15 protein-coding genes are annotated in these 15,680 nt (G+C 34.7%); all 15 read left to right on the top strand.

What is annotated here, in order from left to right:
• Positions 1-22: 22 nt before the first annotated feature.
• The 15 genes from ACECE_RS0213450 (at position 23) to ACECE_RS0213380 (ending at position 15,593) form a co-directional block, all read left to right on the top strand.
• On the top strand, positions 23-1,417 hold the full coding sequence (locus tag ACECE_RS0213450) for a polysaccharide biosynthesis tyrosine autokinase (protein WP_010248023.1): 1,395 nt from the start codon (positions 23-25) through the stop codon (positions 1,415-1,417).
• 69 nt (positions 1,418-1,486) lie between these two features.
• On the top strand, positions 1,487-2,035 hold the full coding sequence (gene rfbC, locus ACECE_RS0213445; protein ID WP_010248020.1) for a dTDP-4-dehydrorhamnose 3,5-epimerase: 549 nt from the start codon (positions 1,487-1,489) through the stop codon (positions 2,033-2,035).
• Positions 2,036-2,051: 16 nt separating this feature from the next.
• Positions 2,052-2,909: a dTDP-4-dehydrorhamnose reductase gene (gene rfbD / locus ACECE_RS0213440; protein ID WP_010248017.1), complete on the top strand. Its 858-nt coding sequence runs from the start codon at positions 2,052-2,054 to the stop codon at positions 2,907-2,909.
• A 1-nt stretch (position 2,910) separates the two neighbouring features.
• Complete coding sequence (gene rfbB / locus ACECE_RS0213435; protein ID WP_010248013.1) at positions 2,911-4,005, top strand: dTDP-glucose 4,6-dehydratase; 1,095 nt, start codon at positions 2,911-2,913, stop codon at positions 4,003-4,005.
• 24 nt (positions 4,006-4,029) lie between these two features.
• Positions 4,030-4,899, top strand: coding sequence for a glucose-1-phosphate thymidylyltransferase RfbA (gene rfbA / locus ACECE_RS0213430; RefSeq protein WP_010248012.1), 870 nt, complete (start codon positions 4,030-4,032; stop codon positions 4,897-4,899).
• Positions 4,900-5,028: 129 nt separating this feature from the next.
• Positions 5,029-5,157 carry a hypothetical protein gene (locus tag ACECE_RS31790; protein WP_456049020.1) on the top strand — a complete coding sequence of 43 codons (129 nt, stop codon included), beginning with the start codon at positions 5,029-5,031 and terminating at the stop codon, positions 5,155-5,157.
• A 17-nt stretch (positions 5,158-5,174) separates the two neighbouring features.
• Positions 5,175-6,218: an NAD-dependent epimerase/dehydratase family protein gene (locus ACECE_RS0213420; protein ID WP_010248009.1), complete on the top strand. Its 1,044-nt coding sequence runs from the start codon at positions 5,175-5,177 to the stop codon at positions 6,216-6,218.
• Positions 6,219-6,262: 44 nt separating this feature from the next.
• Positions 6,263-7,495 (top strand): nucleotide sugar dehydrogenase, encoded by a 1,233-nt coding sequence (locus ACECE_RS0213415; protein ID WP_205410192.1) that lies wholly within the window; start codon positions 6,263-6,265, stop codon positions 7,493-7,495.
• Positions 7,496-7,715: 220 nt separating this feature from the next.
• Positions 7,716-8,483, top strand: a complete 768-nt coding sequence (locus ACECE_RS0213410) for a glycosyltransferase family 2 protein (protein WP_010248004.1) — start codon at positions 7,716-7,718, stop codon at positions 8,481-8,483.
• Positions 8,484-8,508: 25 nt separating this feature from the next.
• On the top strand, positions 8,509-9,720 hold the full coding sequence (locus ACECE_RS0213405) for a glycosyltransferase (RefSeq protein WP_010248001.1): 1,212 nt from the start codon (positions 8,509-8,511) through the stop codon (positions 9,718-9,720).
• Positions 9,721-9,861: 141 nt separating this feature from the next.
• Entirely contained in the window at positions 9,862-10,956 is a 1,095-nt protein-coding gene (locus tag ACECE_RS0213400) for a glycosyltransferase family 1 protein (RefSeq protein WP_010247999.1), read from the top strand.
• A gap of 27 nt (positions 10,957-10,983) precedes the next feature.
• On the top strand, positions 10,984-12,459 hold the full coding sequence (gene wzy / locus ACECE_RS0213395; protein WP_010247996.1) for an O-antigen polysaccharide polymerase Wzy: 1,476 nt from the start codon (positions 10,984-10,986) through the stop codon (positions 12,457-12,459).
• Positions 12,460-12,478: 19 nt separating this feature from the next.
• Positions 12,479-13,582, top strand: a complete 1,104-nt coding sequence (locus tag ACECE_RS0213390; protein WP_010247993.1) for a polysaccharide pyruvyl transferase family protein — start codon at positions 12,479-12,481, stop codon at positions 13,580-13,582.
• Between the two features lie 445 nt (positions 13,583-14,027).
• On the top strand, positions 14,028-14,156 hold the full coding sequence (locus ACECE_RS32080; protein WP_268871015.1) for a hypothetical protein: 129 nt from the start codon (positions 14,028-14,030) through the stop codon (positions 14,154-14,156).
• A gap of 21 nt (positions 14,157-14,177) precedes the next feature.
• The gene (locus ACECE_RS0213380; RefSeq protein ID WP_010247991.1) at positions 14,178-15,593 is read left to right on the top strand and encodes a lipopolysaccharide biosynthesis protein; all 1,416 of its coding nucleotides are present in this window, start codon (positions 14,178-14,180) and stop codon (positions 15,591-15,593) included.
• The last annotated feature ends 87 nt before the right edge of the window (positions 15,594-15,680 follow it).

Below are 15,680 nucleotides of genomic sequence, written 5' to 3'. Positions count from 1 at the left end.
TTAGAAAAGGGGATTTAGTAGGATGGAGAAAAATGATTTTGTTGAAATTGATATAAGGGAGATTATATTTGTAATCTTAAAGAAATGGTATTTAATAGCGATTTGCTTTATTATAGCTGTAGGATCTTCCTTTGCAATAACTCAATACTACATAAAGCCTGTCTATAAAGCCCAGACAACGCTTTTTTTAGGTAAGGAATCTGGTAAACTTGCAAGTTTAAGTTTTGCTGATATTCAGGTAAATAATCAGCTTGTAACTGACTATAGGGAATTACTGAAATCCGATCTTGTTGCTGAAAGCATAAAACAAAAGCTTGGTGTTAATGCAAATAAGTTCAAGGGCAGTGTAAATGTTGAAACTGTAAAGGATTCAAGAATATTCAGCATAAGTTATGAAGATACAGATCCAGAGCTGGCAGCTAATGTTGTAAATGAACTGGCACTTGTAATCAAACAAATGGCTTCAGATATCATTGAAGTAAAGAATGTAAAGGTTATTGATACTGCAAAGATACCTGAATCACCTGTTAGCCCTAGTAAGAAAAAGAATGTTGGATTAGCCGGAGTACTGGGAATAGCGTTGGGCGCCGCATTGATTTATATTTTGGAAATGATGGACTATACATTTAAAAAGCCTGAAGAAGTTGAGAAACAACTAGGTTTGAATCTTATAGGTGTTGTACCGAAGTTTGAAGGAGGAAAAAGGGGCAAGCAGAAGAAGAAAGACCAGAAACAGCTTGAACAGGATTATCTTAAAAATCTTGTTACTAAGAATGATCCTAAAGCACCAGCTTCTGAAGCTTTTAGAGAGATTCGTACCAATCTTCACTATATAAGTGTAGACAAAGAATTAAAGACTATTGTAGTTACGAGTCCATCGCTTGGTGACGGTAAAACAGTAACAGCTGTTAATATGGCTGTGGCGCTTGCTAAATCAGGAAAGAAAGTTTTAGTGATAGATACTGACTTGAGAAAACCAAAGGTTCACCTCTATTTTGGAATTAAAAACAATGAAGGTATAACCAATATGCTTACAGAGGATAAAGAAAGCAAAAAAGTAAAGCCAGCTACAGTAGATGGAATTCCAAATCTAAATATTATTTCTAGTGGACCAATTCCTCCAAATCCTGCTGAGATTTTAAGTTCAAACAGGATGAATCAATTGCTGGAGCAATTGAAAAGTGAATATGACCTTATAATAATTGATACTCCACCTGTGGGACAAGTTACAGACGCTGCTATTCTTGCAGGTATAGCAGATGGAACGGTACTTGTATGTGCCAGCAGTCAAACAAGAATAGATATGGCAAAGAGAGCTAAGAAGGCTCTTGACAGTGTTAATTCTAACATTGTTGGTGCTGTTCTAACAAAAATAGATACAGGAAGAGCTAGCTATTACAATTACGAGTATAAATAGACGAAAGTTATTACTAGATGTATAGGTAATTGAATTATAATAATGTGATAGGGGATGGATTTGAATAATATGAATAACTTTTCAATAAAGCAAACAGGTATTAGAGACTTGGTAATTATCGAATCAAAGGTTTTTGGAGACAGTAGGGGATTTTTCATGGAGTCCTATAACAAGGCATCTTTTGAGGAACTGGGTCTCAATATGGAATTTGTTCAGGACAATCATTCAAAATCAAAAAAAGGTGTACTTAGAGGAATTCATTTCCAAACTAAATATGCTCAAGGCAAATTGGTAAGGGTTATAAAAGGAAGGGTCTATGATGTTGCGGTAGACCTAAGAAAAGGTAGTGAGACTTTTGGAAAATGGTATGCTATTGAATTGACGGAAGAAAATAAAACGATGTTTTACATTCCAGAAGGATTTGGACATGCCTTTTTGACAATGGAAGACGATACGGAGTTTTCGTATAAGACTACAAATATATATCATCCTGAATATGATGCAGGAATAATATACAAGGACAAAGATATTGCAATTGATTGGCCGAATATTGGCTGTGAATTTATATTATCTGAAAAAGACAAAGTATTGCCAAGTTTAAAAGAAACAGGATTATGATGGTGAGGTGTGTGCAATGAAGGTTATAGTGACAGGGTCAGAAGGACAGTTGGGAAAAGAAGTTTTACGTCAATTTGATAAGAGTTGTTACGATATTACTGCAGTAGATTTAAAGGAAATAAATATCACAAATCTCGATGAAGTTTTATCCATGGTTAGAAGGGTCAGTCCTGATGCTATTATCAATTGTGCTGCTTATACGAATGTAGATGCTTGCGAAAAAGATTTTGACAGTGCGTTTGCTGTTAATGCGATAGGTCCTAGAAATCTTTCCATTGCATCGAAGGAAGTAAATGCAAAAATAGTACATATATCAACGGATTATGTGTTTGATGGTGCAGGTGTATTAAAAGATAATAATATAAGACCTTATATGGAATTTGATGATACTTATCCGAAAACAGCCTATGGTAAAACAAAGCTTGAAGGTGAGAATTTTGTCCGGTTGTTTAATGACAAGCATTTTATTATAAGAACAGCATGGCTCTATGGTGAAGGGAAAAACTTTGTCAGAACAATGTTGGAACTTTCGAAAGCCAAGGATGAAATAAAGGTTGTAGATGATCAGCGAGGAACTCCTACAAGTACGGAAGAGCTCACAAGGATGATTAGATGTCTGATTGATACTGAAAACTATGGACTTTTTCATGGAACATGTGAGGGACAGTGTACATGGTATGAATTTACAAAAGAAATATTCCTTAAGAAAGGAATAACAACAAAGGTACTTTCTTGTTCAACAGAGGAGTATCCAAGTCCTACACCAAGACCTAAGTATTCAGTTTTGGAAAATTATATGCTTAAGAGGACATCAAGCTATATGTTTAAAGAATGGCAAGAAGCTCTGGAAATATATTTGAAAAGGCAGGGATAACATGAAAACATATTTGGTTACCGGTGGAGCAGGTTTTATTGGGTCGAATTTTATACATTGTATGATAAATAAGTATGGTAATAGTATAAGAATTATTAATGTAGATTTGCTTACATATGCAGGCAATCTTGAAAACTTAAAGGGTCTTGAGAACAAAGAGAATTACACCTTTATCAAGGCTGATATATGTGATAAGGATAAAATTGAGGAGATATTTAAAAATAATGAAATAGATTATGTGGTGAACTTTGCAGCAGAGAGCCATGTGGACAGGAGTATAAAAGATCCGGAGGTATTTGTAAGGACAAATGTTTTGGGAACTCAGTGCTTGTTAAATATTGCAAAGAATTATTGGGAAAAGGAAGATGACACATTTTTACCCGGAAAGAAGTTTTTACAGGTTTCTACTGATGAGGTATATGGTTCATTAGAGCATGAAGGATATTTTACTGAAAATACTCCTCTTGATCCCCACAGTCCTTATTCTGCAAGTAAAGCTGCAGCGGATATGATTGTAAAGGCATATTTTGATACTTATAAAATGCCAGTAAATATAACAAGATGCAGCAACAATTATGGAAGATACCAATTCCCTGAAAAGTTAATTCCTTTGGTTATAAATAATGTATTAAGCGGTAAGGAACTTCCTGTTTATGGAGATGGAAAAAACATAAGGGACTGGTTGTATGTTGAGGATCATTGTCTTGCAATTGATCAGGTTATTAATAACGGCAAACTAGGTGAAGTATATAATATTGGCGGGCACAACGAGAGGCAGAATATAGAGATTATAAAGACGATAATCAAAACGGTGCAGAATACTTTGGATGAAAGCGATCCAAGAAGAAACCATATTTCCGATGAGCTTATAAAATTTGTGAAGGATAGAAAAGGTCATGACAGAAGATATGCTATTGATCCCGCAAAAATTTCATCTGAAATCGGATGGCTGCCAGAGACGGCATTTGAACAGGGTATTGTTGAGACGATAAAGTGGTACCTTAAAAATGCAAAATGGATTGAAAATGTTACATCGGGCCAATATCAGGAATATTACAGACAAATGTACGAAAAAAAAGATGAAAGAGTTTCTTAAATATAAGTATAAGGGGAATTAAGCATGAAAGGTATAGTACTTGCTGGGGGAGCAGGAACACGATTACATCCTATAACTAAGGGAATTTCGAAACAACTCCTTCCAATATATGATAAACCTATGATCTATTATCCATTATCGGTGTTAATGCTGGCAGGAATACGTGAAATACTTATAATTTCTACTCCCAGGGATTTACCTTTGTTTGAAGGTCTTCTTGGAGATGGAAGTAATTTAGGGGTCCGGTTTTCCTATGCAGTACAGCCTGAGCCAAATGGACTTGCACAAGCCTTTATAATTGGTGACGAGTTTATAGGGGATGACAACGTAGCCCTTATTCTTGGAGACAACATATTCTATGGTCAATCATTTGATCAGATCTTGAAAAAAGCAGTGGAAAGAAAAGATGGAGCTACAATTTTCGGATATTATGTAAAAAATCCTTCAGCATATGGTGTTGTTGAATTTGATGAGAATAACAATGTTATATCCATCGAGGAAAAACCTAAAAATCCGAAATCCAATTATGCAGTTCCCGGCTTATATTTTTATGATAACAGTGTAGTGGATATTGCGAAGAGTTTAAAGCCTTCACAAAGAGGTGAGCTGGAAATTACCGATTTAAATATGGAGTTTTTAAGGAAAGAAAAGCTTAAGGTAGAGCTATTTGGAAGAGGTATGGCCTGGCTAGATACAGGGACGCACTCTGACCTGCTTAAGGCGTCTAACTTTATTCAAACTATTCAAGAAAGGCAAGGGCTTTATATAGCATGCCTTGAGGAAATTGCTTTAAAGAGTAAATTTATTACAAAAGACGAGTTGAGAAATTATATTACAAGTAGTAAGTTAAATAATTCATATGGAAATTATATAGAGGATTTATTAGATATTTAATATTAGACTTTGCTTAACAGAGATACTATTCTTTTGAGGCACTTATTGATTGTTAATCGTTGGGGGCGTTATCTGTCAATAGGGAACATATAGTGGAGTTATTGTAACTTATTGAGATTGATAGGTGAAATGGGTGTAGCTTTGCACATTGTAATATGCCACCAAGAGGATAGAATTTATGTATTGGCACTAGAAGTTGTAAAGAAAGTTCTAAAGGTTGGCAACAGTAAATATGATATGACAAAAATAGAAATATAATTAGCAAGGAGAGTATTATGACGAATTTTAATATTGATTTGAAAAATAAAACTATTCTTATTACGGGAATAGCGGGTTTTATAGGTTCTTATCTAGCAAGGGAGTTGTTGAAAACATTCGAAGGTATTAGGCTTATCGGTATTGACAATATGAATGATTATTATGATGTTGGTCTGAAAGAAATGCGTCTTGCAGAACTTCAGCAGAACACGGCTTTCACATTTATTAAAGGAAGCATTGCGGATAAAACAGTAGTGGATGATATCTTCAGTATATACAAGCCTCAAATTGTGGTGAACCTTGCAGCACAAGCAGGTGTTCGTTATTCCATCACTAACCCAAGGGCCTATGTGGAGAGCAATTTGATGGGCTTTTTTAATATCCTTGAAGCATGCCGTTATTCTTATGATGAAGGCTGTACTGGTGTTGAGCATTTGGTATATGCAAGTTCCAGTTCTGTTTATGGATCAAACAAGAAGGTGCCGTATGCTACAGAAGATAAGGTGGACAATCCTGTATCTCTCTATGCTGCAACTAAGAAATCTAATGAGTTGATGGCTCATGCATATTCAAAGCTTTATGGTATCCCATCTACAGGGCTTCGCTTTTTTACCGTTTATGGCCCTGCAGGTCGACCGGACATGGCATACTTTGGCTTTACTAATAAGATGGTTAAGGGGCAGAAAATTCAGATTTTCAACTATGGTGATATGTATCGTGATTTTACTTACATAGATGATATTGTCACAGGAGTTGTGAATGTCATGCAAAAATCACCTGATTTCAACGAGGATGGTGTGAAGTACAAAGTTTATAACATCGGAAATAACCAGCCAGAAAGCCTGATGTATTTTGTTGAGACACTGGAAAAGTGTTTGATGGCCGAGGGCATTATTACACTGCCTGCTGAGAAGGAACTGTTGCCGATGCAACCGGGCGATGTTTATCAGACTTATGCGGATGTAGATGAGCTAGTAAAGGACTTTGGGTTCAAGCCGAGTACTGGACTGGCAAAAGGTCTTGAGAAGTTTGCTAAGTGGTATAAGGAATACTACAAATAATGTGTTAATTCTAGATAATTTGGGGGGAAAAGGAAATGAATAAAATTTGCATTGCTGTGGCTGGAATTGGATATGTTGGCCTTTCAAACGCTATTTTGTTGGCTCAAAAAAATAAAGTATATGCTGTAGATATTATACCCGAAAAGGTAGAAATGATTAATAATAAAAAACCTCCAATTGTGGATGCTGAGATTGAAGAGTATCTAGTTTCTCATGAGTTGGACTTGACAGCTACTACCGATGGAGAAATGGCGTATAAGAACGCTGATTTTGTTATTATTTCTACACCGACTAACTATGATCCTGTAAAGAACTACTTTGATACAAGATCTGTTGAGGATGTTATTCAATTGGTTATGAAGGTAAACCCAGAAGCAATTATTGTCGTAAAGTCTACTGTGCCAGTAGGTTTTACTGTTGAAATGAGGGGAAAGTACGGTTCTGATAACATCATTTTCTCACCTGAATTCCTTAGAGAAGGTTGTGCTCTGTATGATAACCTTTATCCGAGCCGTATTATTATAGGTCGACCTGAGAATGATGAAAGGTTGGATCAGGCTGCTAGAACTTTTGCTGGGTTACTTGCTGGTGGTGCTATTAAGGAAGATATTCCTGTGTTGTTTACAGCACTCACTGAAGCAGAAGCTGTAAAACTCTTTTCAAATACATACCTTGCATTAAGAGTCTCCTATTTCAACGAGCTGGATACATATGCTGAGATACGTGGTTTAAATACAAAACAAATTATTGAAGGTATTGGTTTAGACCCAAGAATAGGTACACATTACAACAATCCTTCCTTTGGCTATGGAGGCTACTGTTTGCCGAAAGACACGAAACAGCTTTTGGCAAATTACAAGGACGTACCAGAAAACTTAATCGAAGCGATTGTGGAAGCAAACAGAACAAGAAAGGATTTTATTGCTGACCGTATTTTGGAGAAAGCTGGTTACTACAGTGCAAACAGCCGCTATGATAGTAGCCGTGAGAAGATTGTAACAGTAGGCGTTTACCGTTTGACTATGAAGGCAAATAGCGATAACTTCCGCCAGTCTTCTATCCAGGGTGTCATTAAGCGTATCAAGGCAAAAGGAGCCACGGTTGTTATTTATGAACCAGCATTAGAGAATGGTTCTACTTTCTTTGGTAGCACGGTTGTGAGTGATTTGGATGAATTCAAGAAGGTTTCTGACGCCATCATTGCTAACCGATATGATAGCGAGCTAGATGATGTTGAGGAAAAAGTTTATACGAGAGACTTATTTAGAAGAGATTAATGCAATTAAAAGTGTATTAGTCTATAAAATATTGTTTGAAGCATATTGACAAATATGTATATATAACGGACATTGAAGTTTTTTCTATAGTTAACAAAGGAAGCTTGTACATTGTAGATAGCCCGAAGTTGAATCTGAGCCAAAGACCAAAAATGATTAGAAATGAAAGATACATTTAAGGTTCAAGAGTATTGATGATAGAATAGTTAGAGGTGGTAGAGTGAAGAATCTTTTGACAATTTCAATTGTTTCGTATAACAATTTTGACGATGTTAAAAATGCCGTTGAAACCATTGAGAAATATACGGATCCCAAAATCAACAAAAAAATTTATATTATTGATAATGCTAATGAGCAAGAGGATTACAGAAGGTTTGTAATGCAATATTCTGATGTTGAATATGTCCACACAGGCGAAAATTTAGGTTTTGGAAAAGGACATAACTACATGATTTACGAAATTGATTCAAAATATCATGCCATTGTCAATCCAGATATTATAGTCAAAGAGGACGTCTTTTCCAGGTTAATTAGCTTTATGTCAGATGAAACAATTGGTATGGTTGTGCCTAAAATTGTAAACCACAATGGCGAGATACTGTGGGTGTATAGGCGTGAAATTACCATTGTAGATATGTTTATACGAATGTTTTGCAGAAATGTTTTTAAGAAACGTTTTGCATATCACACTATGCAAGATATGGATTATACAAAATCCTTTCAAGTACCTTTTGCTCAAGGAAGTTTTTTATTAGTGAGAACGGATTTATTTAAGCAATTAAATGGGTTCGATGATAAGTATTTTATGTATGTAGAAGATGCAGACTTGTGTAGAAGAGTTAATGAGGTTTCGTCTCTGAAATATTGCCCAGATGTTTCTGTTCTTCACAAATGGGAAAAAGGTTCCCACAAAAGTAAAATACTTTTTAAATATCATCTACAGTCTGCTTTTATATACTTTAAAAAATGGGGAATTAGATGGTTATAAAAATTGTTAATAAGGAGAAACATGAATGAAGTTATTGGTGATTCAGGAGCAGCATTTTATTAAAATGCCAAACGGAGAGGTATGGGTAGATCAGCAATCTGACAGGAAATTTTGGGAAAGGTATCTCAATGTGTTTGATGAAATTGTTGTATGTGGTAGATTTAAGAAATCGAAAACACAAGATACTTCAGGTCTGGTACGTTCAGACAGAGAAAGAGTTTCGTTTGTAGAACTTACGAATTTCCGAGGCGTTGCAGGATTGGCTAAAAAGTTTGTTAGTATTGTAACAACAATAAGAAAAGCAATAGATATTTGTGATTGTGTTATTTTTCGAGCACCAAGCCCAATTTCATTGGTTTCTTATCCAATTGTTAGGCTTAGTGGGAAGCCGTTTGCTTGTGAAATCATGAATAACCCAGCGACCCATTTTTCAAAGGAAGCTATGCAACATTTTTATCAACCAGCTATTACTTGGTTCATGGTAGCTCAAACAAAATCTTTGTGCCGTCATGCAAATGGTGTATCATATGTTACAGAGCACGTATTACAAGAAATGTACCCTTGCAAAAGCAGAATGAAAGGTGAAAGTGAAAAGTATTTCGAGGCAAGTTATTCTACTATCAGACTTGATGAGAAATGCTATAAGTTTGATGAGTGGAGTGAGAAGCGGCCAGATACAGTAGTTTGTATACACACTGGAAAGATGGAAGATAACAGAAAAGGTCAAGATATATTTATTAAGACAATTGCACTGCTTTCAAATAAAGGATATGATATTAAAGGAATTTTGGTTGGAGATGGTGAACTACGTCCTCAGTTTGAAGAATTGGGAAGAAGTTTAGGGATTGCTGACAAATTGGAGTTTGTTGGATGGAAAGCAGGATTTGATGCTGTTCAAGCTGAACTATGCAAGGCTCATATTGCAATTTTTCCTTCAATAGGAGAAGGTTTACCACGATCAACTATTGAGGCAATGGCTAGTGGATTGCTCTGCTTTGGGTCCAAAGTAGATGGTCTTTGCGAGCTTTTAGATGGAAAGTTGCTTGCAAATGAAAATAATGAAACATGTTTTTCAAATAATATTTCCATCTATTTGGATGACTGGAAATTAGCAGATAAAGAAAGAAAAAAGTTGTTTGAACGATCAAAGCAATACCATCATTCTATTTTGGATAAACGAAGGAACGAGTTTTATACAAAATTATTGAGATGTGCAAAGAGAAAAGGTACAAAATAGATTAATGACAGTATGGCCCTATTAGTGGAGAAACCGTGTAAGTGATTGTATTATTTTTAGATTTTCTTTAGGTAAATATATCTTATCAAAAACTAATTGTTTGAAATTAAAGGAGTTTATGGTTGGGGGTGGTGTTAACTAGTGATTCGAGTTTTGCATATTTTGGGTTCACTGCAACGTGGTGGAGCTGAAACTATGGTTATGAACATCTATCGTAAAATTGATAGAAGTATAATTCAGTTTGATTTTCTTCTTAAAGAGTCTGTAGAAAACGGTTATGAAGAAGAAGTTAAAGCACTAGGGGGTAAAATATACTACGTTGAAAGTCCCAAGAAGATAGGCATTTTGAAGTATATAGTAAGACAACGTGATGTCATGAAGAATAATGGACCATTTGATGTAGTTCACTCACATGTGAATGATTTATCAGGGTTAAGTTTGATGGCAGCAAAATTGGCAGGAATCCCAATTAGAATTAGCCACAGTCACAATACTCAATTTCCGCGCGGAGTAAATACGAATATAGGTAAACTGCTAATCAAATTGTGTGCAACAAAATATGTTGCTTGTGGACAAGATGCAGGCAAAGCACTTTTTGGCAAAGCAAGTTATAAAGTTATTCCGAATGGGATTGATACAGAGAGATTCTTGCCTACGACGTTTGAAGACAGGGATAATTTGATTCGCAAACTTGGTATGAAACCAGATGTTTTGCATATATGCCACATTGGGAGGTTTACCGAACAAAAAAACCATACGTTTATTATTGAACTGGCAGAGGAACTTAAAAATGAAAATATAGCATATCAATTATTTTTGCTTGGTGAGGGAGAATTATTTGGACAAATTAAGAGTCAAATACAGAAAAAAGAAATTGATGAAGTAGTTTTCTGTGGAAACGTTTCTAATGCTTTTGAGTATTTGAAGGCTACAGATTTGTTTATTTTACCATCTTTACATGAAGGTCTACCTGTGACACTAGTTGAGGCACAGTGTTCTGGATTAATGAGTTTTGTTTCAGAAGGTGTAACACCAGAAGTTGACTTTGGCCTTGGTCTTATCGACTATTTGAGGCTAGATATTTCTTTATGGGTTGAAAAAGTCAAGAAAGTTAGAGATAATAAAAAAAGCTTATCTAAAAAAGAAATATTTGCAGCTGTTGCACAGCATAATTACGATATAAACCTGAGTAGTCAAATGGTTTTGAGTTTGTATAAGGTAAAGGGCAACTCATGAGTATTTTTGAAATGAGGATTCAGTGAAATGAATAGAAGACTGACTATTAGTGCAAAGGTGCTTGTCGGGTACTTTGTAGCACTGCTAATGTTTATTATATATGTTTTCTTTGGTAACGAAAGCAGCTCATCTGGAATATGGAGCAACATGCAATTTGTTTCAATTATTGGAGTAGTTCTGTATATATATTTCTTGTTATCATGGAGAAGCATTTATCACAGGATTTTATCTCCATATATAGTGTTTGTAACAGTTTTGTATTTGTGTTTATGTGGTCAAAGTATAATGTGGGCTTTTGGAACTGAAGCCGGATACCGAGATTTGCATCATTGGAATTATGGCTTTAATGAGAAAGATTTACGTAATGCATTACTGTTCGCTTACACTTGTTTATCAGTATTACATGCAACAGTAATTGGGAGTATTGACGTAAAAACTAAGGCTACTAAAAAAGTAAAAAATCAAATAAGTGGGCAAACAAAGTATATAGAAGAAAAAAATCTGTATATTGTAATGGTGTGGTTTGGCGTATTGCTTGTACTTGCTACTATAGTGCCCTTCATTATTAATTTTGTACAGACATATTATTTGTATTTGTTATCAAGTTATGGAAGCCAGTATGAAAATGTTACTTACGGAATAAGTTCAATGTTGGGCAAAATTGCAGAATTCTTTGTTGTGGGTGTTGTTACATTGCTCTATGCATGGGGAGTAAAAAATGACTACAATAAAAGTAATTTTATGATAAAGGCTATAGTTGCATATGGGCTGATGGCCATATATTTAATAAGTGAGTTAATGTTGGGGCAAAGGACTGGTGTGATTTTATTTTCTATAGCTTTTCTGTTTGTATTTTTTAAGGATAAAAAGATCCCCAGGAAATGGGTTATGTTTGGGGTTGGAGCTGTTTTTATATTGATGGCTTCTATGAGAATGGTTGACATGCTTAGGTCAAATGCTATTGAAGATTTTTCTGGTTTTATCGATTATTTCTCTAATACAGATAATAATCCAGTAATTGACTTTTTGGGTGACATAGGATGGAATTTGACGACCTTAGTAGAATTTCAATTAGTGATACCTGCTGAAAAAGCCTTTTCGTATGGTTTTTCATATCTTGTATCGCTGACATCTATAGTTCCAAACCTGAACTTCTGGGATATTCATCCGGCAACAGAGTATGGTAATATTTCAGATTGGCTGAGGAACTACCGTGGCTATAGCTTTGGTATAGGTTGTACGCCTATTGCTGAAGCATATTATAATTTTGGAGCTTTGGGTTGCCTTGTGTTCTATTTTTGGGGAAAAGTTTGTATTTATTTCAACAGGAAATTTGAGAACAAAAATGATGTGTTGGACAATTATCAAGTTATATTGTTCATGGGAATTTTGTTAAAGGCGTCGGTTCGTAGTAGCTTTTATGCAGTATTTAGACCAATGATACTATATGTAATTTTACCGGTGGTGTTAATTAAGTATGCATACCGTCAGTTGAAACGGTAGTGGAAGAAAGGAAAAAGAGATGAGAATAGGTGTATTGACTTGGTATAAGGTGGTTAATCATGGTGCAGTTTTGCAAGCATACGCATTGGAAAAATGTATCGAGAATTATGGACATGAAGCCATAATGCTTGATTATCAACGTAATCTTGATAGTATGGATGATGAGTTGATGAAAAAGATTATTCGTGGAATAAAAAGGTTCAATTTAAGTGGACTACAGGCTAGAAAAGCATTGCCTAAATGGAATAAAGACAAAAAAGAATTGTTTGAAGTTTTTAGAATGAATGAATTGCACATTGGTGAGCAATATGATATCGATCAAGAATTGTCTGCAACTGTGGTTGGGAGCGATATGGTTTTTGACTTCTATGAAGGATATAACCCATTTATGTATGGGAAAAATGTGGTCACACCGTTTATTTTTTCGTATGCAGCTAGTTTTGGATATATAACGGAAAAGCTATTTAAAAGCTATTCTGAGAGTGGTGAAATAATAACACTGCTATCAAAATTTAACGGGATTTCATATAGAGACAATAACACAGGAATTCTTCTTGAGAAGCAGTGTGGAATAAAGAATTGTGTCAAGGTTATAGATCCGGTGATGCTGTATTCTTTTATTAATGAAAGAACACAATGGGATACCGGCAAGTGGAGGGAGAAAAAATATATACTGATATATTCTTATACATTCAATATGGACAAAGCAACAGAAGTAATAGCCATTAGAAAGTTTGCAAAGGAAAAAGGGTTACAAGTAATTTCGGTTGGATATTATCATAAATGGTGCGATATAAATGTAAACGCTAGCCCATATGAATTTGTAGAGTTGTTTAAGCATGCTAAATATGTAATTACGGATACTTTCCATGGAACAGTGTTCTCCCTTACATTTGGGAAACAGTTTAGAGTTGTGGTTCGAAATAATGCATTTAAGGTAATAGATTTATTATCTGACTTAGGTATACAATATCTGGCTAAAAATGACCTTCAGCATAGTTTGAATTCGTTCGATAAAGCTCCTATTGATTACATTCAGGTTGATAGGCAGATAAATAAATTACGGCAGGAGTCAATGGATTATTTAAAACAACAATTAATTACTACTGAAGGAAAACAATGAATACATAGAATAAAGCAGATTTGAAGTGGTATTTGGCTTGTGATAAGAAGACTCATCGAATTCTAGATAGTCTGAAATACCCACATCATTTTGTTGATGTGGTATGGAAGTACTAAATTTTGTTAAGCAAAGTGGAGTAATATACAAATTGTACGAGTTTCTTTTATACACCATTCAAGTTCTACTTAAAATAAGATTAATTTGTTTAGGGGTTAAGCTGGGAATCGAAATTGATCCTATCGTATTCTGGCTAGGGTTAAGCATTACATATTATAGAGGGGATTATTGTTAATCCAACTGCCAAAGTTGGATGCAATTGCGGAATAGGAGCAACTAACGGAAATACACAACCGCCTGTTATTGGCGATAATTGTTTTTTAGGAAGCGGAGCAAAAACAATTGTGCTGTAGCAATCACTAATAATGTTGTAATAGGAGCAGGTGCTATGGTGGTAAAGGATATAGAAAAATCAAATGTTACAGTTGGTGGTGTACCTGAAAAAGTTATTAGTTTAAATGGTTCCGATTGTAATATTACTAAAGCAACTGAAATGATTAAAAGAAGTGATTTTTAAATTTTGAATGGTGGTATATATATGAAACGGAATGAAGAGTTAATTAAAAACACATTAATACTAGGAATTGGACAGTTAATTCCAAAGTTGATGACAATTATTACTTTACCTATATTGACAGCTTATTTGTCGACATCAGAATTTGGTTCCTATGATTTAATGATAACATTGGCTGGCTTGTTGATACCTATAATAACAATGCAGATATTCCAAGGAGTGTTCAGGCATTTGGTAAGTGCCAATGAAGAAAAAGATAAAAGAAAATATGTGACAGCAGCAATAGCTTACATATTAGGCGCTTGTGTAGTTTTCACGCCATTAGCATATTTAGGGCTTAGATTATTTAATATAGGTCACACAACTAGTTTGTATGTTTGTGCGGTGTTGTTAGCCGAGGCTATATATTATGTGGTTGGACAGGTGTGTCGCGGATTAGGTCATAATATATACTTTTCTGTAGGTGCAATCATTTTTTCAGTTACAAACATGTTGGCAATAATAATGTTTGTTGTCATATTTAGATGGGGAATAGATGGAGTTATTCTTTCTATCATATGCGGATATATGCTCGCAGTTGCATATATGTTTGTCTTTTCTAGGGCATATAAATTATGTAATAAATCGTATTTTTCTATTTCTGCATTAAAACAGCTACTTAAATTTTCTATTCCGTTAGTTCCGAATTCATTATCCGTTTGGGTTGTAAACCTATCAAATAGATTAGTTGTAACGGGATTTTTGGGAAGCTCTGCCAATGGGGTTTTTTCTGTTGCTAATAGGATTCCGAATATGTATAATACTGCATACAATATATTCAATTTAGCTTGGATGGAAAGTGCATCCAAGGCATCAGATGAAGGAAATCCAGATGAGTATTATAGCAAAATGTATGATATGTTGTTTAAGTTTTTGCTTGGAATAATGCTTGTCTTGATTGCTTTAACACCAATATTATTCAAAGTTTTGGTAAATGAAAAATATCGTGAAGCATACTATCAAATTCCTATTTTGTATGTCGGCGTTTTTTTGAGCAGTATCGTTTTTTTTTATGGCGGAATCTATATCGCCTTAAAGCGTACTAAACAGGTCGGATATTCTTCTATAATGGGTGCGGTCATCAATTTAGTCATAAACTTGTTGTTTATAAAGTGGATAGGTTTGTATGCAGCGTCAATATCTACGGTGATATCGTACATGGCTATTTTATTATACAGAATGTATGATTTGAATAAAGTTATAAGTATAAAATACAACTATATAAAAATGGTTTCAGAATTGGCAATTCTTATTGTATCTGTAATTATGTGTATGGTAAACAATGCGGTAACCTTTTTGAGTTGCTTTGTAATTGCAATTTTGTACAACCTGATTGAAAATAAATTTCTTATTGTTTTTATGGTAAATAAAGCGAGATTATTAGTTGGAAGTAAAGAGTAAATAATTACGAATATATCATTTTGCTATAAGCAGGCAAAATATGAGGTATAAAGGTAGAGTCAAGTTTGCCATGAAGAAATTTTACCA

Origin of the sequence: Acetivibrio cellulolyticus CD2, assembly GCF_000179595.2 — a bacterium.
In the GTDB taxonomy this organism is placed as follows: Bacteria; Bacillota; Clostridia; order Acetivibrionales; family Acetivibrionaceae; genus Acetivibrio; species Acetivibrio cellulolyticus.
The sequence above is the reverse complement of the archived record's forward strand: the minus strand, read 5'-3'. Positions and strand labels throughout refer to the sequence as shown.